We start from the raw sequence: 22,790 nt of genomic DNA, 5'->3' as shown, positions 1-22,790 counted from the left end.
GCTGCCCCAGAGAATCAAGACTTAGGCGTGGTTAAATATCTCCGAAAGCCAGTCTCCAAACTAGATTTGTCCCCTTTTCCTGCACCCTCTTGACAAATGTGCAATTACCTTAATCTCTCACTGATGATGGAAATTTTGTTGATTTATCAGTTTTTAGCTTTTTACAATTATCTATAACATTTTGATATCTTTTTTAGTTTTTATTAGGAAATAAGATGCGTTTCCCCTGGTTAAATCCCCGTTCGGCTGACGCTCACGGCGGAAGCCTAAATTTATTTATGGGGATTCCTTCAGCATAGCTGCCTCCTTAACCTGTCCCTGATAACCATTTCTAGCAAAATTCAAGTGAAACGTTATCAGGGGTGTATTTTCTGGCTGAGGCATCCATTTATGCTGTAATTGTCTCCATCTGCTGAGAAGTTTTCTGCAACATCGGGATAATTAGATCGGCGGGCACAGGACAACTGAAGTAGTAACCCTGACCTTCATCACATCCCTGCATTTTCAGGTAGTCAAGCTGTTCTTGGGTTTCCACACCCTCTGCTGTGATGTTCAATCGGAGACTTTTTGCTAGGGCAATAATCGCATTTGTGACGGCGGCACTATCAGGATTGGACGTGACATCCTGTACAAATGACCGATCGATCTTGAGCATATTCACAGGAAAGCGCTTCAAGTAATTGAGGGAGGAATAACCAGTACCGAAGTCATCTAGAGCCAACCATATACCCAATTCTCGTAATTGTTTTAAGGTTTTAACCGATCGCTCCATATCAGCCATTAAGAAGCTTTCTGTCACTTCCAATTCTAGGTAAGATGCATGGAGTCCAGTCTCCTCAAGAATTTTACTGACGACCTCAACCAGATTCGGTAGTTCAAACTGTCGAGCTGACAGATTTACAGATATCCGAATTGGGTTAAATCCAGCAAGCTGCCAAGCACGGTTTTGGACACAAGCAGTTCGCAAGACCCATTCACCAATCGGTAAGATCAAACCATTGGCTTCTGCAATGGGAATAAACTTTACAGGAGAAACCAAACCTAATGTAGGATGCTGCCAGCGAACCAACGCTTCCATAGCTGTAATTTGTCCGCTGTGTAAATCAATTAGAGGTTGATAATAAACCAGCATTTCGTTGCGAGCAAGCGCTCTATGTAATTCATTTTCTAAAGTTATTCGCTCCTGCAACTGAGCATTAATTTCCGGTGAATAGAATTGGTATTTGCTACGCCCCTGCTGCTTTGCCTCGTACAGTGCGATATGAGCCTGCTGCAAAAGTTTATCTATGCTATTACGCTCATTTATTCCATTAATTGTGATACCCACGCTAGCGGTGATATGAATCAAGTTCCCTTTTATAGAAAAGGGTTTGCTCAGGGTGCTTAACAGCATCTGAGATAGCTTAATTACACTTTCAAAAGAAACAATGTCTATGCGGGCAATGGCAAATTCATCTCCACTCAAATGGGCAAGAATATCTGTTTGTGTCATGCAAAGTGATAACCTCTGAGCAACTGCCCTTAACAACAAATTTGTTGTTTCATGCTCCAAACCATGACTCATAGCAGTGAAATCATCAATACCCAGTAAAAAGACCGCTACAAAGCGCTGGTTATTTTCAGGTTGAGATAGAATCTGATGGAGGCGATCGCGAAATAAATCACGATTGGGCAATCCAGTTAGATCGTCATAATTACTGATGTAATGAATTAACTCATCTAATTTGTAAAGAGTTTGTGAAGTATCTGCCATCAATGTACCGGCTTCATCAGCAAATTCTGTGGGCAATTCAGGTAAGGATTTGGTGTTTAGATAATTTTGCAATGCCGCAGATGTCAAAATAACCGGTTTGAGGAGGTGCTGTATTGCATAGAGGGTGGCGGCTGTACCTGCTAAGGTAGCCAACAGAGCAATAAGCATAACTCGAATCGCCATCTCCAAGGAATAGGAGTTTGAGATCACGAAACTCAAGAGTAAGCTTAGAAGTGGTATGTGAGTACCCAAAAATGCCACCAACATGATTTTAGCGGTGTAACTTTTTTTGAGTAATGGAAAACTAGCTAAAAACGAGTATAGATTGAGCTTCATAAATTCTGTTTGATAGTTGGTAAATTAGTTCCGAGCTATTCTGGCAAAAGGGTATTTATGATTTACAGTTCAGTGCAATTAGCTCTCATGGAACCCAACCCTGATAAGGTTATATGTTATGCTTCCCAATCTAGGTTTCTATTTATATGTTTAACGATAAAGTTTATGTAAAACTTATCCATAAACAATTTCACAAGAAATACCTACATCATGTTGATTTTTATTAGTTTTTCTTCAAGTGATGTAAGAGTAAAAATATATACAAATTCGATTTTATTGGCGAAAAATCATTTTTTATAACTAACGACAGAGACGTAGAGAATGCAAAGAGAGTAAAGAGATATTTTCACAAATGATTTGGGATTGCTATATTTTGTAAGGGCATAGCAAAGCTGTGCCCCCACTGCATGGTTATTTACCTAAAAATGGCTGTAAAGACGCAACAGATTATTTATTGCTAGAGCCAGAAAAAAGCAGATTTGTAACTTGCTTTAATACCTTTAATGCTGTTAATGAACCTCGAATCAACCGAGTAGCGGCAAAAGGTTGTCGAAGCATTGCGATCGCTAAAATAAAAGGGTTTAGGGAACCATCAGAGTTAATTGCTGATGTCAAATCGGGGATATTATGCTGACAATCGTCGCTGACTACTCGCAGCATTGACACAGACACCCCAGCCGCATTGAAAAATTCTAAAGCGGTAAATCCTTCCATATCAACAACATCAGCGGCCAAAGTCTCACCTAAACGACGTTTTTCGGACGCAGACCAAATTACGCGATCGCTTGTCAGTGACTTGACCAAAGATACTTTTTCTGATAAAGAAGAGTGCAATTGTGCTGTAAAAGTGCGATCGCATTCTTGCAGTTTCCCCTGATAAATACAATCTTGATACAGCACAATATCACCAACTGTGTAGCGATCGCTCAAGCTGCCACATATACCCATAATCAGCACCCTGGATTTTGGAGTCAGAAATTGTCCTTGTTGCAGATATTTCAGTAAAGGGTTCATCCCAACAGGTATGGCTACTACCGTTGGGATGAAGCCAGTAACGCCGCTTAATCCGCGACACACAGCTTTATATTCTGCTCCTTGAGGCACCAGAATTGTGTTGATGGGCAAAAAATTAGACACTAGCTCTCTCAATAGTTTCAAGTTTTAATAGTCAAATTAATATCGGGAGTAGACGGGCGTGGCGCGATTTTTCTTTACCTTAGAGAGCGATGTCTCTGACGGACTACGCCCACGCAGCTTGTCAAATAGGATCGCTCGCTATTGCTGCGTAACCACTAACTACTGCTTTGGCTTGTTGTGTATCCAAAGCTTTCTCCTAGAAGGGGATACTATGTAGGAAACTTAAGGCTGTATGTCCAAATCTGTCTATGGGAGATTCTCAAGCTTTGATGAAAAAAGTTAGATTTAAAACCTCGCCCGCAAATGGCGCGAAAGAATCCTTATCTGCCAAGGTAGGTAGAAACCCCACCCTTGTGCCTGGCTGAATTGAATTTTGAATTGATTATTTATTCCCTGTAGCTTTCCATAAAGCTCTAGCAGAATAATTCCTTATGTTCAACAGAACCAAGTTTGATCTTTGAAGTTTCCTTTTGCATTCAAGATTGGGTCATATCTGAGTAACAATAAGTGATATTGCCGTTTAGTAGTAACCAAAATTCGCAAACTGAAGATGATTGCTGTAGCATGACTAAATAATTGTGTCACCCACACGATAATTTTCCAAGATGGTAAAGCTTGATAACTCCAAATCCGCACGAGAACTCTTCAATATTTCCAAATTGGCGATTCAATTTTCGTGGCTGACGGTGAGTTTTTGGATTGCTGTAACGGTAGCTGGTGTTTTGGCTTTCAGTTCCCTTAAATATGCCTTGTTTCCAGATATTACTTTTCCAGTGGTGGTTGTAAATGCTATAGCTCCTCTGACAACTGCCCTGGATACAGAAGCGAAGCTCACCAAACCCCTAGAAGAACGCCTCCGCTCCCTTGAAGGACTGGAGGTTATCCGCTCATCCACCTATCCTAGTCAAACAGCCGTTAGCCTCTCTTTTGCCGTTGGAACGAATTTAGAAACATCGACCAAAAAGGTTGAAACTGCCCTGAAGCAGCTAACTTTGCCTCAAGGAGCGACTTCTAAAATTATTCCCCTGAATCTAAACGAGTCAGCCGCCATTAGTTATGCCATAGAGAGTCCCACGCGGAATCTCAAAGATTTGACGAAGTTAGCACAAGATGAGATTGTTAGTGCGATCGCTAAATTACCAGGAGTATTAAAAGTCTCACTACTAGGCGCTGCTACGGCAACTCCTCCGGTAAATCCAACGAATGCGAGTGCAACGGTCCCCCAAGGTGGGGCGACATTAGTCCGGTTTAACGGTGAAGATGCACTCGCATTTCAGGTAATCAAACGCGGTAGTGCTAATACCTTGGAAGTCGTGAGTCGGGTTGAGAAAGAAGTTCAAAGGCTACGCTCTACCCTAAAAGATGTCAAACTCACCTTAGCTGCCACTCAAGCAGAATATATCCGCCAAGCCACCCAGTCAACAATCGATGCTTTGCTGGAAGCAGTCTTGTTGTCGATAGTAGTAATTTTTCCTTTTTTGTGGAATTGGCGGGCAACTCTCATTTCTGCCTTGGCGATTCCCACGTCTTTGTTGGCGACATTTATCGTCATGGCGATTTTTGGCTTCAACCTGGAAACAATCACCCTGCTGGCTTTAGCTTTGGTGATTGGTAGCATTGTTGATGATGCGATCGTCGATGTGGAAAACATCATGCGACATGTTGAAGATGGGGAAACTCCTCGCCAAGCAGCGCTTTTAGCTACAAATGAGATTGGGTTGACAGTCACCGCCGCCACTTTAACAGCAGTAGCAGTTTTTCTACCCATAGGTTTGATGGGTGGGGTAATTGGTCAGTTCTTCAAGCCCTTCGGCATCACTGTATCCGCCGCGATGCTTGCTTCTATGCTAGTTGCTCGGACTTTATCTCCAGTTCTGGCTATATACTGGTTGAAACCTAAATCATCCCTCTCCCCGCGTCGGGAAGCAAAAATCTGGGTAGCGTTTACCCAATCTTACAGAAACTTGCTGAGTTGGTCTTTAAATCACCGGAAGATAGTTATCGGGTTAGCTGCACTCAGTTTCATTGCAGGAATAGCACTGATTCCACTAATTCCTAAAGGGTTTATTCCCAAACTTGATCGCGGCGAATTTAATATTGCTTATACAGCTCCTTTGCCGAGTATTCCTAGTGGAGCAGAGGGGCAGGGGAGCAGAGAAGCAGGGGAGCAGGAGAGAAATCTTAGTCTCCAGTTTCCAATCCCTAATCCCTTGAACGATTCTCTTAAGGTTGCCAAAAAACTAGAAGAGGTTGTGAGAAAATCACCGGCAGTTGAAACGGTATTTACCACTGTTGGTTCTCGTGAGGGTGAACCAAATAAAGGGACACTATATGTAAAGTTAAAGAAAAACCGCACAATCACAACAGCGGAATTACAAGACCAATTGCGCTCCTCATTGCCTACTCTTTCTGGGGTAACTACTAGTGTTGAAGATATTCAATTTGTCGATTCCGGCGGTCAAAAACCCCTGGAAATAGCATTACAAGGTGATAATCTTCAAGCTTTGAGCAAAGCAGTCAAAGCAATTAAAGAAAGGATTCAAAGGGTACCGGGATTCGCTGATGTTACAGTTACAGGTGAAACGAATCCACAGGGCACGGTTTTTCAGATCGAACGTCTGAATAATCAGCGCGTAGCCTACATCAGTGCTAATCTTGGTAAAAATCTGTCTTTGGGTGATGCCACAGACAAAGTGGTAGCTGAAGCAAACGCGGTGTTACCGTCTAATGTTTCTTTAAATTTAGGGGGAGACTCTGCTAACCAAAGTAAGGTTTTTAGCAGTTTCGGCAGTACTTTAGCTCTATCTGCCCTATGTATTGTTGTGGTACTAATTTTGCTGTTCAAAAGCTGGGTAGACCCTCTAGTTATTGGTGTCTCTTTGCCTTTAGCACTAGTGGGAGCGATGTTGGCGCTACTAATCACCAAGAGCGATTTTGGCATGATCTCATTGATCGGTTTCGTCTTTTTGCTGGGGCTGGCAAATAAAAATGCCATTTTGCTTGTAGATTACATCAATCAGTTACGCAACGCTGGCTTAGAGCGCACCGAGGCGATCCTTAACACCGGACTAGTGCGCCTCAGACCAATTATGATGACCACAGCTTCCACGATTTTAGGGATGCTACCGATCGCTTTAGGTTTGGGTGCTGGTTCCGAATTGCGATCGCCTATGGCTGTAGCGATCGCAGGTGGACTAGTAACTTCAACTATCCTCAGTTTGATTGTTGTGCCAGTAGTCTACACCATTTTGGATGATTGGTTTCCCCGGTTTAAGAAGAGGGGGAGCAGGGAAGCAGGAGAGCAGGGGGGAAGTTGATGCAGGTTTTTGTCACGGGGGGGACGGGTTTTATTGGTGCTCATTTGGTACGGTTGCTCCTACAACAAGGATATGCAGTCAAAGCACTGGTACGCCATAGCAGCAATTTGGAGAATTTACGCGGTTTAGAGGTGGAAATTGTCAAAGGCGATTTGAACGATCCAAATCTTTGGCAACAGATGGGAAATTGTCAATACCTATTTCATGTAGCAGCTCATTATTCCCTCTGGCAAACAGACCGTGAATTACTCCACCGTCACAATGTCCTGGGTACGCGCAATGTGTTGGCAGCAGCTCGCAAAGCTAATATTGAGCGCACTGTCTACACGAGTTCAGTGGCAGCGATTGGGGTAGGATCGTCTGGTCAAGTCGTTGATGAAACACATCAAAGTCCCTTAGAAAAGTTGGTGGGTGACTACAAAAAGTCTAAGTTTCTGGCTGAACAAGAAGCCATCCAAGCCGTTGCTACAGGTCAGGAGGTAGTTATTGTCAATCCCAGCAGCCCCATTGGCTCGTTGGATATCAAACCTACCCCGACGGGTGATATAATACTGCGGTTTTTACGACGGCAAATGCCTTTTTATTTGGATACTGGTCTAAATTTTATTGACGTGCGGGATGTAGCATGGGGGCATTTACTAGCTTTGCAGCGGGGTAAATCAGGCGATCGCTATATCTTAGGTCATCAAAACCTCAGTCTCAAGCAACTACTCGAACAACTCGCCGATATCACAGGTCTGAGCGCACCTCAACAAACAATACCCGCTTGGTTGCCCCTTAGCGTTGCCTGGGTTGATGAAAAGATTCTCGCACCATTAGGGAAATCGCCCTCAGTGCCATTGGATGGCGTTCGGATGGCGAAACAACCTATGTATTACAATGCTGCCAAGGCTGTACGAGAATTGGGTCTACCCCAATCTTCGCTAAACGCCGCACTCAAAGATGCTGTGGATTGGTTTGTTGCTCAGGGATATGTCAACCCCTTTGGGGAATTCAAAATTCAAAATTCAAAATTGAAGACCCCATAGATAAATCTTGGGGTTGAGAAAGTGGTGTATTTATCTTTAAAAGAGGAGCGATCGCAACAATGGCAGTTAATCTACAACAAGCTATAGATATTGGCAAGTATCTTGTTACTCAGCGTTTGAAAGGACGTAAACGCTTCCCCTTAGTATTAATGTTGGAACCTCTTTTTCGGTGTAATCTCGCTTGTACTGGTTGTGGTAAAATCCAACATCCAAAGGAAATATTAAAGCAAAATCTCACCCCAGAACAGTGTTTTGCCGCCGTGGAAGAGTGCGGCGCACCGGTTGTCTCCATTCCTGGCGGAGAACCTCTGCTGCATCCGCAGATTGATAAGATTGTCCAGGGATTAATTGAGCGCAAGAAATATATTTACTTGTGTACCAATGGTTTGTTGTTAGAAAAGAGTCTGGATAAGTTTCAACCTTCCCCTTACCTGACTTTCAGCGTGCATTTAGATGGAATGCGGGAATTACACGATCGCTGCGTCGATCGCCAAGGTGTTTTTGATATTGCTGTCAAAGCTATTCGCGCCGCTAAAGCTAAAGGCTTTCGTGTCACCACTAACACCACTATCTTTGAAGGTACTGAACCTAAAGATATACAAGAGTTCTTCAACTTCCTGGAAACACTAAATACTGACGGGATGATGATTTCTCCCGGCTACAGTTACGAGTGGGCACCAGATCAAGATCATTTTCTCCACCGCGAACAAACTCGCGCCCTCTTCCGAGAAATTCTGGCTCCATACAAAAGTGGTGCAAAAAACTGGAATTTCAATCACAATCCGTTGTTCCTAGATTTTCTCACTGGTGAGAAGGACTACGAATGCACACCTTGGGGTAGCCCTAGTTATAGCGTTCTCGGTTGGCAAAAACCTTGCTATCTGCTGAACGAAGGTTATTACTCTACCTTCAAAGAATTACTCGCACAAACTGACTGGAGTCAATACGGCCAGAAGAGTGGTAATCCCAAGTGTGCCGATTGTATGGTTCACTGCGGCTACGAACCCACCGCCGCAATGGATGCAATGCAACCACAAAATATGGCGCGTGCCCTTAGCAGTGTGTTTGGTAGGAATTAGGAAGTAGCAAAGGCTACATATTAAAGGGTGTGATGCCTGCGGTGAGCTACGCCTACGCACCCTTTAAGGATTCTGGGCGTTGCTGAATTGTAGTATAAATTTAGATTTTTCAATATGAGTAAACAACGATTCTTTGCGTCTTTGCGCGGCAGTCACTCATCGGGGAAACCCTCAAGACCACGCTGCAATGCGTTTGCGCGAAACACAATTCATACCATCAATCAGCAACGCCAAGGATTCTGATTGCACTGGAATGTGCCCAACAATATGCGATAAGAGTTAAAGGAGGATGCTTATTTAGAGATATTGCAATACTTCCCTCAGCCAAATTCGCCGAAAATAATCAGGGAAAATACTCATGCCATTTGTATCTGTTCGTGACCTGCAAATGTATTATGAGATTCGTGGTACAGGTCAACGCCTGCTCAGTATTAGTGGTACTGGAAGAAACTTGCAGCGATCGCCAACTATTTTTGACTCACCGCTAGCCCCACACTTTGAAATTCTGGCCTACGATCAGCGCGGTCTGGGTCAAACTTCAAAACCTGATATTCCCTACACCATAGCAGATTACGCCGCCGATGCTGACTCTTTGTTAAATGCTGTCGGGTGGGAGAGCGCTCATGTCATCGGAATTTCCTTTGGCGGTATGGTAGCCCAAGAGTTGGCACTGCGCTATCCGCACCGCGTTGAACGTCTTGTTTTAGCTTGTACTAGTAGTGGCGGTGCTGGTGGATCTTCGTATCCACTACATGAACTCGTCAACCTTCCTAGTGAAGAACTAGCTCATCGGCAAATCACAATTGCTGATACCCGTTGGCAAGAGGAAGCTTGGCTCTCTAGCCGAACTACACAATTTCAGGAATTAATCAAGCTGACACTAGCAGTTTCTCAAAAGGGTACAGACGAACCAAGTCATGAAGTTGGTCGTCGTCGCCAGCTTGAGGCCCGTGCTGCTCACGATACATATAATCGACTTTCTCAACTGCATATTCCTGTCTATATCTGCGGCGGTCATCACGATGGCATATCTCCTCCTGACAATCTTCAGGCGATACACAAACAGATACCAGGTTCGTACTTAGAGTTCTTTAAAGGCGGTCATGGCTTTCTTTACCAAGATCCCCAAGCATTCAAGCGCGTTATTGCCTTTCTCCTAAATAAGCTTGGGTAATTTTACATAATACATAACTATAAAGTGACGTAAAGGCTACACGTATTGCCCTCCCCGGAGTAGCGCTCGGCTCGTCAATTAAACGGATACCTAAATATTATGAAGTTTTGTAAATAAATTTCACAAACATAACAATAATTTGTAATAAATAATGATACGGCAGCATTGTATAAAGAGAACTTGGAAGTAAAAAACAACATCTTAATCAGGTTTTCCAGTCATTCACAGAAGTTTGAAGTTTTTTAACAAAAGTTTTAATCTGAAAGCCTGGAGATCGTAAACTTATTTCTTGGGTGTCTGTTTTAAACCTTTCGTAACTCGTCAGGCAGTGCTGACATCAAAAATCAACTGAACCATTCAGTTTTGAGTTCAATTATTCTTAACCAAGCAAATTAGGAGATTTAACGCAATGGTTTTAGATGCATTTGCCAAAGTAGTTTCCCAAGCTGATACACGCGGCGAATATCTCTCCGATGCACAATTGGATGCATTGAGCGAACTAGTCAAAGATGGTAACAAGCGTACAGATGCCGTTAACCGGATTACCAGCAATGCATCTGCTCTTGTTGCTGCTGCGGCTCGTGATTTGTGGGCAGAACAACCCCAATTGATCACTCCTGGTGGTAATGCTTACACCAGCCGTCGTGCAGCTGCTTGCATCAGAGACTTAGACATCATTCTTCGCTATATCACCTACGCTATCTTTGCTGGCGATTCCAGTGTACTAGATGACCGTGCCCTCAATGGTTTGCGGGAAACTTATTTAGCATTGGGAACTCCAGGAGCATCAGTTGCTGTTGGTATTCAGAAGCTGAAACAAGCTTCGCTGGCCATTGTCAACGATCCAAATAACATCACCAGAGGAGATTGCAGCGCTCTGTCATCTGAAATAGCTAGCTATTTTGATCGTGCTGCTGCTGCTGTGGCTTAAGCCAAACATTGCTGATGTTGACTAAATAATTGTCCATAGGACAAAACAAAATTTCAACCATAAAGTTTGTGAAAGGGAAATAGCAAAATGTCAAAAACACCTCTAACGGAAGCAATTTCATCGGCTGATTCTCAAGGTCGCTATCTCAGCAGCACTGAAATTCAAGTTGCTTTTGGTCGCTTCCGCCAAGCGCCAGCTAGCTTACAAGCAGCAAAAGCATTGAGCGCCAATGCTCAACGCTTGACCGAAGGTGCAGCGCAAGCGGTATATAACAAGTACCCTTACACCACTCAACAACAAGGCCCCAACTTTGCAGCTGATTCACGCGGCAAAAGCAAGTGTGTACGTGATGTAGGCTACTACTTGCGGATTATCACTTATGCTTTAGTTGTTGGTGGTACAGGCCCCTTGGATGATTTCTTGATTTCTGGTTTGGCTGAAATCAACCGCACCTTTGACCTGTCTCCTAGCTGGTACATTGAAGCTCTCAAGTACATCAAAGCTAACCACGGTCTCAGCGGCGATCCAGGTGTTGAAGCAAATTCCTACATCGACTATGTAATCAATACTCTAAGCTAGAGTGTTTCTTTAGCCCGGAGAGGAAATCAGCTCTTATAACAAGTAAGTTCTATGAGTTGTTTACCTCTCCGGGCAGTTTTTTAAGAAAAGCTAGCTGAAAACTCTGGAGAAAGAGGAACGTAGTTCTGTATTTTTTGCTTTAGAACAGGGATGAAAGCTACCGACGTAGCACGGTACTTGCTACAACTTTGGGAAAGTTCGCAACCCAGTGCCTCTTTTAAGCTACCGTCAATTGGCACAATATTTTTATCAGTACAAGATTTAAAAACCTACCCTCGGATTGGGGGAAAGTATACGCCCGAAATAACGTAAGGAGATATCACTACGCACTTGTGGCAAATGTGGTGAGGCAGCGAGCGCAATCTTTTTCTTTGACGCTAGCGCAACGTAAAGTCTTCTCTTTCAGAGACGCTAACACCAACGCCAACGGCATAGCAACTCTTGGAGAAGCTACGCGAACGCTTAGAGCGAGTCCGCTTCCACTACGGGGAAGTAAGCTACACGCAGTGTCTGGCAGAAAACGTCTGGAGGTTTCTGCCCCATGAAGGACTGCCAAACCCGTAGGGTGAGCCTGGGAACCTGTGGAAACAGGATATTAAGGCAGCAATGTCTTAAAAATTACCTTATTTTAAGTAAGGTGAGTGTAAATTTCAAAAAGACTGTTAAAAGACTAGAAAAAATTTTCTAAAAAGTTTTCAGTTTTGCAGTTAAAACTGAGGAGGTTTAAAGATGGCAGCTTTGGGACAAGCAGCAAGGTTAGGGATTGGAGCGTTTGAAAATTCAGCGCCAGTAGAACTACGTCCTGATAGAACAGAAGCGGATGTGGCAGTGGTTATCCGGGCGGCTTACCGTCAGGTTTTGGGTAATGCATATCTACTAGAAGCAGATCGTCTAGAGAGTGCAGAATCACTGTTGCAGCAAGGTGCAATCACCGTTCGGGGATTTGTGCTAGCTATTGCTCAATCGGAACTCTATCGGGATAAGTTTTTCTACTCCAACTCCCAAACTCGGTTTATCGAGTTGAATTATAAGCATTTATTGGGGCGTGCCCCGGAAGATGAGTCAGAGATTTCGTACCATGTTGAGCTTTACAACTCACAAGGTTACGAAGCTGAGATTAATTCCTACATTGACTCATTAGAATATCAAGAGAGTTTTGGCGAAAATATTGTGCCCTACTACAGAGGCTTTAAAAGCCAAGTAGGACAGAAAAACGTTGGCTATAGCCGACTGTTTCAACTGTATCGGGGTTATGCCAATAGCGATCGCGCTCAAGGACAAAAGCAAGGACGGTTAACCTGGGAAGTGGCTAAAAATCTAGCTTCACCCATTTACCCAGTCTCTGCCGGAGCCTTAACAGGTCTCTCTACAGGTGGTCGCGGCGAAACATACCGCATCAGAGTGCTACAAGCAGCTTCCCCGAACTCAGCTGTAGTGCGGCGCGGTACTGCGGAATTGATCGTACCCTACGAGCAACTTTCTAGTAAATTGCAGCAGTTGAATCGCAAGGGCAGTAAGGTGATTAGCATTACGTCCGTATAAATAGGGACTGGGGACTGGGGACTGGAGACTGGGGACTAGGAATTGGGGACTAAGAGGACAAAGGGGATAACCAATACCCAATACCCAATACCCAATCCCCGATCCTAATCCCCAGTCCCCAATTATTAATTACAAAGGGAAAATTACCAATGGCTATTACAACAGCAGCTTCCCGTCTGGGAACAGAACCTTTTACCGACCAGTCTCCTGTGGAATTGCGTCCGAATGCAACCAAAGAAGACATTGAGAGAGTAATTGCTGCCGTCTATCGTCAAGTCTTGGGCAACAACTACATATTGGCATCTGACCGCCTGACAAGTGCTGAATCTATCCTGCGCGATGGAAAAAGTACAGTGCAAGAGTTTGTGCGTCAATTAGCCAAATCAGAACTGTACAAATCCAAATTTTTCTACGACAACTTCCAAACTCGCGTCATTGAACTGAATTACAAACATTTATTGGGTCGTGCCCCTTATGATGAGTCTGATGTCGTCTATCACTTAGACTTGTATCAAACCAAGGGATATGAAGCCGACATTGATTCTTATATCGATTCGCCAGAGTATCAATCTAGCTTTGGTGAAAATATAGTGCCTTACTATCGCGGCTTTGAAACCCAAACAGGACAAAAAACTGTCGGATTTACCCGGATATTTCAACTTTATCGCGGCTATGCCAGTAGCGATACCTCCCAACTCAAAGGCAAAGACTCCCGCCTGGCTAGCGAACTAGGTCGCAATAGTGCATCCGTCGTTGTTCCTCCCTCTGGTGGTCCCTCAGGCTTTTCATACGTTGCTTCTGAAAAAGGCGTTACCCCCAACAGTACTTTTGGTGGTGCGGGAACCTTTGGTAAAGAAGGCAGACTTTACCGGATTGAAGTAGCAGGTGTTTTTGGATCTGGATATCCCAGCACACGCCGCGTCAATCAAGCTGTGGTTATACCTTATGAAGAACTATCTAGTTACTTCCAGAGAGTGGTAAAACAAGGTGGTAAAATAGCTAGTGTGAAACCTCTTTAGTGTCATTTGTCATTAGTCAATAGTCATTATTAAGGGCAAAAGACTAATGACAATTTAGAATTGGGAATTAATTTTATGGTTGGGCCAATTAGTAGTAGAACGGGTAATCGCTACTTTCGCTATGAAGTAGTGGGTCTGCGCCAAAGCGAAGAAACTGAAAAAACCAACTATCCCATTCGTTCTAGTGCCACTGTGTTTTTCACAGTACCTGAGAACCGGATGAATCAAGAAATGCAGCGAATTACTCGCTTGGGTGGCAAAATAGTCAGCATTCAGCCATTGAACGCTATACCTCAAACAAATAGCCAACAAAGTGCTCCTCCTTCTTCATAAATGAATTCTAGTCCGCAGAAATTTGAAGATTTATCACCGACAGGTAACTCTGGCGATGGTGAATCTTTAACAGTAGAGCAAGCGATCGCTAATCTTGAGAGTGCAGACTTAGGTCTGCGCTTTTATGCTGCCTGGTGGTTAGGTAGGTTTCGGATATGTGAAGCAGCTGCGGTTACAGGATTGATTAAAGCGTTAGAGGATGAAGCCGACAGAACACCAGAAGGCGGATATCCTCTGCGACGGAACGCAGCTAGGGCTTTAGGGAAACTAGGCGATCGCCAGGCAGTCTCACCTTTAATTACGTGTTTAGACTGCTCAGATTTTTATGTCCGGGAAGCAGCGGCACAATCCTTAGAAATGCTGGGCGATCCGATTTGTATTCCCGCCCTGAGCGAGCTATTAAAAGTAGGTTTGCAGGGAGAACAGCTGATATCAAAACAGCCTGATTTATCTCAACCCTACGAGGCCATTTTAGAAGCCTTGGGAGCCTTGATGGCGACTGAGTGCATCCCTTTGGTAAAACCATTTTTAGAGCATCCAATTGAATTGGTGCAATATGCTGCTGCACGAGCGATGTATCAATTAACCCAAGAACCAGTTTATGGAGAACGGTTAGTAAAAGCTCTGGCAGGAGATAAATTGCAATTGCGTCGAGCAGTGCTAGCAGACTTGGGAGCGATTGGCTATCTAAAAGCAGCAGATGCGATCACCGAAACTCTTGCTGAAAATAGCTTGAAGTTAATTTCTCTTAAAGGATTACTAGAACATCAAGTTAATCACACAGCAACAAACACTTTGTCAGCAGGTGCGATTAAAGTGATAAATTTGATGGACTCGCTGTTGTAGTCATAATTTTCCAGGAATTAGTTGTTATTAATACGTTTAAACCAAATGTTCACCATACATAAACCCCCAACCCAATTGCAAAACTAGGGCTAGGGGGTTTATGTATGATGTCAACTACGGAGGACTTAAGCTACAATTGGCAGATCCTTAATGACTCATGAAAAATTATTATGAACAACAGTGACCTTGCCCAAATATTAATCCGTGCTGTGGAAGAAGCAGACTCCTCGGATCGCTTATTAGACGCAGTTCAGGAGTTAGCGGCAGCTAGTATCGAGGAATCTGTTCCCACTCTGATTGCAGCTTTGGGCTACAACAATCCAGGGGCGGCAGTGGCAGCAGTAGATGGACTAATTGCGATCGGGGAAGCCGCAGTACCGTCACTATTGGAACTAATTGATGACTACAACTACAGTGCTAGAGCCTGGGCGATTCGAGCCTTAGCGGGAATTGGCGATGTCCGGGCGCTGGATACCTTGTTAGAGGCAGCAAAAAACGATTTTTCCTTAAGTGTGCGGCGGGCAGCTGCTAGGGGATTAGGCACTTTGCGCTGGCATCAACTACCTGCTGAGAAAGTGGAATCTGTTCAGATTCAGGTATTAGAGGCGTTATTACTAATTTGTCAAGATCCAGAATGGGTAGTACGCTATGCAGCAGTGACGAGTTTAGAAACACTAGCCATTACCATAGCAACCACTTTACCCGATCAAGCGTTGCGGATTACAAATCAACTTCAGCAAATGCTCGATACAGATACCGATCTGGGAGTTCGTACCCGTGTAAAGTTTGCACAGCAAAAAATTCAACAGCAACAACATCAAGAAGTTTTTGCACCAAAAAGAAAGCTAGAAGATACTGAAGTGTCTGAAATACCTCATCGTGGTGCTGGTAGACGCTGAACAATTCAAAATTCAAAACTAACCAGATAAGGCGTTGCATATTTGCGGGATGATTTTGCTAGTTTTGTGGGATGGGCATCTTGCCCGTCCCTTGTATTTTAGGGCGGGCGAGACGCCCGGTTGCCAATTATCAAGTTTTGATCAAATTTATCTTCAGTATATATACAAGTTTTTTTTAATTAAAAAGTCATTATTATAACAATAATCTACCAAATAAGATTTACCAGTAGAACATTTAGAACTTACGCACTGAAACCTGAAATGTAGATATCTCCTAGCCCACGCCAGTCGCTCATGGGCGAAACCGTTTCTTCTGGTGTGCAGTGTCCGATAGTTTGAAATCACTAACGAAAAGAAATCTGCCAAGCATTTACTGCACCAGAGTTGAACTACTGGCTGCGACCGAGTGTGGTGATTCCTAATGAGTAGAGAGTCTGTTTAATCAGAGCGTAATTGTTGAAATCAAATTTTTAGTTTTTAAGAGAGGTTTTTTATGACTGAATTCAAAGTCAATAGTTACATCAACAATAGTCAATCTAACTCCACCGTAGCGATAGATACAAATGGGAACTTTGTTATTTCCTGGCAAAGCTTTGGTCAAGACGAGTCGTCTAGCAATGGGATATATGCCCAAGGCTACAACAGTGCTGGGGTGGCTGTTGGAACCGAATTCAGAGTCAATAGCACCACCAGTGGTAATCAATTTAACCCCACAATAGCGATGGATGCAGATGGGGACTTTGTCATCTCCTGGACTGGTCAAGATGCTTCTGGTAACGGGATATATGCCCAACTATACAAGAACAATGGGGTTCCCCCGACAATCACCTCTGGTTCTGCCTCTGCCCTGGCGTACACTGAGAATGCCACTACAGCCATCGACTCAGGCATCACCGTCAGCGATGCAGACTCCCTCAACCTAGCTAGTGCCACCGTCAGCATTACCAGTGCACCGTAGACAACCTCAACGATGCGATTACTGAAGGCTTAAATGCAGGTACAGATTTAGTTAATTCTTCGATAAGTTGGGTGTTGGCAAATAACCTGGAGAACTTGACTCTGACTGGAACTGGGACTATCAATGGTACTGGTAATAGCCTGAATAATATCCTGACGGGAAATACTGCTGTTAACACGTTGAGCGAAGGAGATGGCAATGATAGCCTGTTTGGGAACTTAGGTAATGACAGCTTATTAGGAGGTGCAGGTGACGATGTATTGACTGGTGGAGTTGGTCGAGATGTATTGACTGGTGGAACTGGGCTAGATCGCTTTAATCTGACTGATACCCGCACTGGAGGTTATGATACTATTACTGATTTTACTGTTGGAAACGATACTATCTTCATTTCCAAAGCCGAATTCGGACTGAGCCAATCTCAGGATACGACACTCGAAGAAAGCTTGTTCCGACTTGGGACTAATGCTACAACCGCAGGTGATCGCTTCATCTACAATCAAACTACGGGCAACCTATTCTTTGATAAAGATGGAGTTGGTGGTACTGCACAAGTTCAAATCGCTCAGTTCTCCAATCAGGCAATGCTTACTAATGCAAATTTTACTGTGATTGCCTAATAAAAGCTAAGGGACTTGCAGTCAAATAGTGTATCAAAAGATCGGGCTTCTCTGCGAGAGGCTGCGCCAACGACTTCGCTCAGCCCTCGACGCGGGAGCCAGTGGATTGAGCGCAGGTCAAAAAGCAAATGGGTTTTATCTAACAACACCTTCGCCAATTTACGAGAGTGAATTGATGTCTGAACTCCCTTTTTTCTAAGGCTTGGCAAAAACAATAAGTCCTAAAAATTCCTTCAAGGTTTCTCACAAGGCTGAACCTATCCCACTTTTCTAAAAATCCATAGTTATTTTCGTAAAATGTGCTTGGAAAACTTGATTTTTAGTTTTTAGTTCTTAATAAACTTAAGCTTTGTAGCACAAATATTATTAGTGGGATAGGTTCCTTTTTTAATGTATCACCCGCAGTATCAAGGGTCTGAGATTTCCAGCTACCTTATAAGCTAAACGCCTATGTATGGGTGATTTTGGCGTTTTTGCCAAAATTTTTTAGGCTCTTATTTTGGCAAAGGTATTGATCTAAACAAAATATAAAATTCACTATATTTGCTGAGGCTGTGTGATTTTAAAAAAGCAAAACTATATTAGTCGTATTTTCACATAGCATCGGACTTAGGCAAACAATAGCCAAAACCCTAATTTTCAGGTAAGGGTAATTCATGAATTGCCCCTACAGTGTGTAGTTTTGCGTAAGTCCCATAGCAGTAAAAATAGCATCGCACTTAAGGCGTCTACCAACGCCTGATTTCGCTTGTGATTCTCATCTAAAGGTTTAAGGAAAAACGGTTATGACAACAGAAGAAGCATCGATTATCCTCGTCAAAGATATCTACTCTGGCACGGGTGGCTCTTACCCGAGGGAACTGACGAATTTCAATGGCACACTGTACTTTGCTGCTTCCGACAGTAGTGGTGATAGGGAACTGTGGAAGAGTGATGGCACTGAGGCTGGTACCGTCCGTGTCAAAGATATTAACCCTAGCACGGGTGGCTCTAACCCGAGGGAACTGATGAATTTCAACGGCGCGCTGTACTTCTATGCCACTAACAACAGTGGGGGCTATGAACTGTGGAAGAGTGATGGCACTGAGGCTGGTACCGTCCGTGTCAAGGATTTCAACCCTGGCAACCAAGGCTTTACACAGGAACATTATCTGACAAATTTCAACGGTATGCTCTACTTCAGTTCCATCGACAGCAGTGGGGGCTATGAACTGTGGAAGAGTGATGGCACTGAGGCTGGTACCGTCCGCGTCAAGGATATCTTCTCTGGCACGGGTGGCTCTTACCCGCAATATCTGACGAATGTCAATGGCACACTATACTTCAACGCCACCGACAGCAGCTATAAATCAAGCCTGTGGAAGAGTGATGGCACTGAGGCTGGTACCGTCCCCATCATCTCTGATATAAGTAGCTTTCAACCAAACAATTTGACGAATATTAACAACACGCTTTACTTTACTGCCACCAACAGCAATGGTTTCGATCGAGAACTGTGGAAGAGTGATGGCACTGGGGCTGGTACCTTCCGCATCAAGGATATCAACCCTGGCACGGGTGACTCTAACCCGATGGAGCTGACGAATTTCAATGACATACTGTACTTCACTGCCACCAACAAGTCTTGGAATTATGGTCTTCCCAACAATCAACTGTGGAAGAGTGATGGCACTGAGGCTGGTACTGTCCGCATCAAGGATTTTAGCTCTGGCTATGATAACAATACTCTGCAATATCTGACGAATGTCAACGGCACGCTGTATTTCGCTGCCTCCGACAGCAGTGGGGGCTATGAACTGTGGAAGAGTGATGGCACTGAGGCTGGTACCGTCCGCGTCAAAGATATTAACCCTGGCACGAATAGCTCTTACCCGTACAATCTGAAGAATATCAACGGCACGCTGTACTTCAGTGCCACTGACAGCAGTGGGGGCTATGAACTGTGGAAGAGTGATGGCACTGAGGCTGGTACTGTCTGCGTCAAGGATATCAACCCTGGTACGGGTAGCTCTAACCCCTTCAACCTAACTGACGTTAATGGCAAACTCTACTTTATTGCTGACAACGGTCTTTCAGGGGAAGAACTTTATAAGCTTGAGGTGAACAATGCCCCAGTCGTTACCAACCCCATTGCTGACCAAACAGCGACAAAAGACACCCTCTTCAACTTCGCCCTGCCAGCAAACACCTTCGCCGATGCGGATGTGGCAGATAGCCTTACCTACAGCGCCACCCTCGGAGATGGTAGCCCCCTTCCCAGTTGGTTGACCTTCAACGGCACCACCTTCAGTGGTACTCCCACCAGTAACAACCTTGGTAGCCTCAACATCAAAGTAATCGCCAGTGATGGAAAGGCAACTGTCAGCGATATTTTTGTGCTGACAGTGGCTAATAGCAATAATGCCCCAGTCGTTACCAACCCCATTGCTGACCAAACAGCGACAAAAGATACCGCCTTCAATTTCGCCCTGCCAGCAAACACCTTCACCGATACCGATGTAGCCGATAGCCTCACCTACAGCGCCACCTTGGGAGATGGTAGCCCCCTTCCCAGTTGGTTGACCTTCAACGGCACCACCTTCAGTGGTACTCCCACCAATAACAACCTTGGTAGCCTCAACATCAAAGTAATCGCCAGTGATGGAAAAGCAACTGTCAACGATATTTTTGTGCTGACAGTGGCTAATAGCAATAATCCAATCATCAATTTAATTAATGGCACTCCAAATCCAGACAACCTGATTGGTACGGTGAACAAGGATATTATCTCCGGATTGCAAAGCAATGATACCCTCCAAGGACTAGGTGATAACGACACCCTCAATGGCGGCGATGGCAATGATATCTTAGATGGTGGTACTGGAGATGACAGTCTCATCGGTGGAGTCGGCAATGACACTTATATAGTGGACAGCATCGGCGACACTATAATTGAATCCACCAATGCAGGCACAGATTTAGTTGGTTCTTTTGTGAGTTGGGTGTTGGGAAATAACCTGGAAAACTTAGTCCTGGGTGGAACCGACGCAATTAATGGTACTGGTAACAGCCTTAATAACACCCTGATTGGAAATACTGCTGCTAACACCTTGAGTGGAGAAAATGGCAACGATAACCTTTTTGGTGATGACGGCAATGACACCTTGTTGGGGGGTTCCGGCAATGACACCTTAGATGGAGGTTTAGGAGCTGATAGTCTTGATGGTGGAGCCGGCAATGACATTTACACCGTAGACAACCTCAGCGATACTATTATTGAATCCGCCAATGCAGGTACAGATTTAGTTAATTCTTCGGTGAGTTGGGTGTTGGGAAATAACCTGGAGAATTTGACCCTGATTGGAACCGAAGCAATTGATGGTACTGGTAATAGCCTTAATAATATCTTAATTGGAAATACTGGCGCTAACATCTTGAGTGGAGAAAGTGGCAACGATAACCTCTTTGGTGATGACGGCAATGACACCTTGTTGGGGGGTTCCGGCAATGATACCTTGGATGGAGGTGCAGGATCTGACAGTCTTGATGGTGGAGCCGGCAATGACATTTACACCGTAGACAACCTCAGCGATACGATTACTGAAGGCTTAAATGCAGGCACAGATTTAGTTAAGTCTTCGGTGAGTTGGGTGTTGGGAAATAACCTGGAGAACTTGACCCTGACTGGAACCGAGGCAATCAATAGTACTGGCAACAGCCTTAATAATATCCTGACTGGAAATACTGGCGCGAACATCTTGAGTGGAGAAGATGGCGATGATAGTCTGATTGGTGGTGCAGGCGATGACACCTTGTTGGGCGGTGCCGGCGATGACACTTTTGATGGAGGTTTAGGATCTGACACTCTTGATGGTGGAGCTGGCAATGACATTTACACCATAGACAACCTCAGCGATACGATTATTGAAGGCTTAAATGCAGGCACAGATTTAGTTAAGTCTTCGGTAACTTGGGTGTTGGCAGATAACCTGGAGAATTTGACCTTGACTGGAAGCGGGGCAATCAATGGTACTGGTAACAGCCTGAATAACATTCTGACGGGAAATACTGGTGCTAACTTTTTGAGAGGAGAAGATGGCAGTGATAGCCTGATTGGTGGTTCTGGTGATGATACTTTGTTAGGTGGTGCAGGCGATGACATCTTGGATGGAGGTGTAGGTAATAATACCTTGGAGGGTGGAGCCGGCAATGACATTTACACCGTAGATAACCTGAACGATTCGATTATTGAAGGCTTAAATGCAGGCACAGATTTAGTCAAGTCTTCGATAACTTGGGTGTTGGGAAATAACCTGGAGAACTTAACCCTGGCTGGAAGCGGGGCAATCAATGGTACTGGTAACAGCCTTAATAATATCCTGACGGGAAATAGTGGCGCTAACATCTTGAGTGGAGAAGATGGCAATGATAGCCTCTTTGGTAACTCAGGTAATGATACCTTGTTGGGTGGTGCAGGTGACGATTTACTCGCTGGTGCAGTTGGTCGAGATGTATTGACTGGTGGAACTGGGCGAGATAGCTTTGATCTGACTGGTAGCCGCACTGGAGGCTATGATACGATCGCTGATTTTACTGTTGGAGATGATACTATCTTGATTTCCAAGGCAGAATTTGGATTGGTTCAATCTCCGAATACTACGCTCAATGCCAGCTTGTTCCGACTTGGGACTAGTGCGACAACAGCAGGCGATCGCTTCATCTATAATCAAACTACGGGTAACCTATTCTTTGACGCAGATGGGGTTGGTAAGGCTGCACAAGTTCAAATCGCCCAGTTCTCGAATCAGACAATGCTTACTAGTGCAAATATTACTGTAATTGCCTAACGGAAGCTAACTATAATGTGAGTTCGACGGGTCATATCATGTCCGCCTAATTAGTTAAATCAAAAGACCTCTAAGAGGTTTTACTACGCAAAACCTGTGCCTTTCCGACTCGAAGAGGGACAGATTTGAACTTTAGTTCAAGGCAGGGAGAGCTTTGTCGAACTCACGTTAAAATATCATTTATTTCATATAGGACTTACGCACAGGTAATGGAAAATGAACCACAGAGGACGTAGAAGTCAGGGAGGAATGAGAGTTTGAGAGGGTTTTTGCGTAAGTCCTATCATAATACAAACGTTCACCTTGAAAGGGCTAGTACCGCAAGGCGGAAGTCAAAAGTCAAAAGTCAAAAGTCAAAAGTCAAAAAGCTTATAGGGTAAAGTTTTTGGCGATTTAGAATGGGTGGTTTATTT

16 protein-coding genes and 1 pseudogene are annotated in these 22,790 nt (G+C 44.2%); 14 read left to right on the top strand and 3 right to left on the bottom strand.

All coding sequences use genetic code 11. The annotated features are described in order from the left end of the window. Nucleotides 1-388: 388 nt before the first annotated feature. Nucleotides 389-2,089: a bifunctional diguanylate cyclase/phosphodiesterase gene (locus tag HWQ58_RS34350; RefSeq protein ID WP_292872727.1), complete on the bottom strand. Its 1,701-nt coding sequence runs from the start codon at nt 2,087-2,089 to the stop codon at nt 389-391. A gap of 447 nt (nt 2,090-2,536) precedes the next feature. Then, nucleotides 2,537-3,226, bottom strand: coding sequence for a phosphorylase (locus HWQ58_RS34345; RefSeq protein WP_292872725.1), 690 nt, complete (start codon nt 3,224-3,226; stop codon nt 2,537-2,539). Nucleotides 3,227-3,831: 605 nt separating this feature from the next. Here HWQ58_RS34345 and HWQ58_RS34340 point away from each other — a divergent pair. The 6 genes from HWQ58_RS34340 to cpcA all read left to right on the top strand — a co-directional run bounded on the left by HWQ58_RS34340 (nt 3,832) and on the right by cpcA (nt 11,334). Beyond that, nucleotides 3,832-6,543: an efflux RND transporter permease subunit gene (locus HWQ58_RS34340; RefSeq protein WP_292872723.1), complete on the top strand. Its 2,712-nt coding sequence runs from the start codon at nt 3,832-3,834 to the stop codon at nt 6,541-6,543. Beyond that, nucleotides 6,543-7,571 carry a hopanoid-associated sugar epimerase gene (gene hpnA / locus HWQ58_RS34335; protein ID WP_292872721.1) on the top strand — a complete coding sequence of 343 codons (1,029 nt, stop codon included), beginning with the start codon at nt 6,543-6,545 and terminating at the stop codon, nt 7,569-7,571. Before HWQ58_RS34340 ends, hpnA begins: the two co-directional genes overlap by 1 nt. A 59-nt stretch (nt 7,572-7,630) precedes the next feature. Beyond that, nucleotides 7,631-8,650: an adenosyl-hopene transferase HpnH gene (gene hpnH, locus HWQ58_RS34330; RefSeq protein WP_292872719.1), complete on the top strand. Its 1,020-nt coding sequence runs from the start codon at nt 7,631-7,633 to the stop codon at nt 8,648-8,650. Between the two features lie 358 nt (nt 8,651-9,008). Then, entirely contained in the window at nt 9,009-9,824 is an 816-nt protein-coding gene (locus tag HWQ58_RS34325; protein ID WP_292872717.1) for an alpha/beta fold hydrolase, read from the top strand. A 409-nt stretch (nt 9,825-10,233) separates the two neighbouring features. Continuing rightward, nucleotides 10,234-10,755 carry a phycocyanin subunit beta gene (locus tag HWQ58_RS34320; protein ID WP_229495790.1) on the top strand — a complete coding sequence of 174 codons (522 nt, stop codon included), beginning with the start codon at nt 10,234-10,236 and terminating at the stop codon, nt 10,753-10,755. Nucleotides 10,756-10,842: 87 nt separating this feature from the next. Continuing rightward, nucleotides 10,843-11,334, top strand: a complete 492-nt coding sequence (gene cpcA, locus HWQ58_RS34315) for a phycocyanin subunit alpha (protein WP_292872714.1) — start codon at nt 10,843-10,845, stop codon at nt 11,332-11,334. Between the two features lie 322 nt (nt 11,335-11,656). Here the strand turns inward: cpcA and HWQ58_RS34310 are convergent, their stop codons facing one another. Next, the gene (locus HWQ58_RS34310; protein ID WP_292872713.1) at nt 11,657-11,890 is read right to left on the bottom strand and encodes a hypothetical protein; all 234 of its coding nucleotides are present in this window, start codon (nt 11,888-11,890) and stop codon (nt 11,657-11,659) included. 173 nt (nt 11,891-12,063) lie between these two features. On the opposite strand from HWQ58_RS34310, the gene HWQ58_RS34305 reads away from it, so the two are divergent. The 8 genes and pseudogenes from HWQ58_RS34305 to HWQ58_RS34270 all read left to right on the top strand — a co-directional run bounded on the left by HWQ58_RS34305 (nt 12,064) and on the right by HWQ58_RS34270 (nt 22,377). Further along, nucleotides 12,064-12,876 carry a phycobilisome linker polypeptide gene (locus tag HWQ58_RS34305; protein ID WP_292872711.1) on the top strand — a complete coding sequence of 271 codons (813 nt, stop codon included), beginning with the start codon at nt 12,064-12,066 and terminating at the stop codon, nt 12,874-12,876. A 149-nt stretch (nt 12,877-13,025) separates the two neighbouring features. Continuing rightward, entirely contained in the window at nt 13,026-13,895 is an 870-nt protein-coding gene (locus HWQ58_RS34300; protein WP_292872709.1) for a phycobilisome linker polypeptide, read from the top strand. A 75-nt stretch (nt 13,896-13,970) separates the two neighbouring features. Next, nucleotides 13,971-14,210: pseudogene (locus HWQ58_RS34295) on the top strand (phycobilisome linker polypeptide); the annotation flags it as partial. Between the two features lie 18 nt (nt 14,211-14,228). Then, nucleotides 14,229-15,074, top strand: coding sequence for a HEAT repeat domain-containing protein (locus HWQ58_RS34290; RefSeq protein ID WP_292872707.1), 846 nt, complete (start codon nt 14,229-14,231; stop codon nt 15,072-15,074). Nucleotides 15,075-15,244: 170 nt separating this feature from the next. Further along, a complete protein-coding gene (locus HWQ58_RS34285) occupies nt 15,245-15,973 on the top strand; it encodes a HEAT repeat domain-containing protein (protein ID WP_292872705.1) in 729 nt (242 codons plus the stop codon). 493 nt (nt 15,974-16,466) lie between these two features. Then, the gene (locus HWQ58_RS34280; protein ID WP_292872703.1) at nt 16,467-16,931 is read left to right on the top strand and encodes a hypothetical protein; all 465 of its coding nucleotides are present in this window, start codon (nt 16,467-16,469) and stop codon (nt 16,929-16,931) included. A gap of 74 nt (nt 16,932-17,005) precedes the next feature. Next, nucleotides 17,006-17,551 (top strand): calcium-binding protein, encoded by a 546-nt coding sequence (locus HWQ58_RS34275; RefSeq protein ID WP_292872701.1) that lies wholly within the window; start codon nt 17,006-17,008, stop codon nt 17,549-17,551. 785 nt (nt 17,552-18,336) lie between these two features. After that, nucleotides 18,337-22,377, top strand: a complete 4,041-nt coding sequence (locus HWQ58_RS34270) for an ELWxxDGT repeat protein (protein ID WP_292872699.1) — start codon at nt 18,337-18,339, stop codon at nt 22,375-22,377. The last annotated feature ends 413 nt before the right edge of the window (nt 22,378-22,790 follow it).

The sequence above is a fragment of the Nostoc sp. LPT genome, assembly GCF_017115165.1.
Lineage (GTDB): Bacteria > Cyanobacteriota > Cyanobacteriia > Cyanobacteriales > Nostocaceae > Nostoc.
Note: the sequence above shows the minus strand (reverse complement) of the source record. Positions and strands in the feature narration are given on the sequence as shown.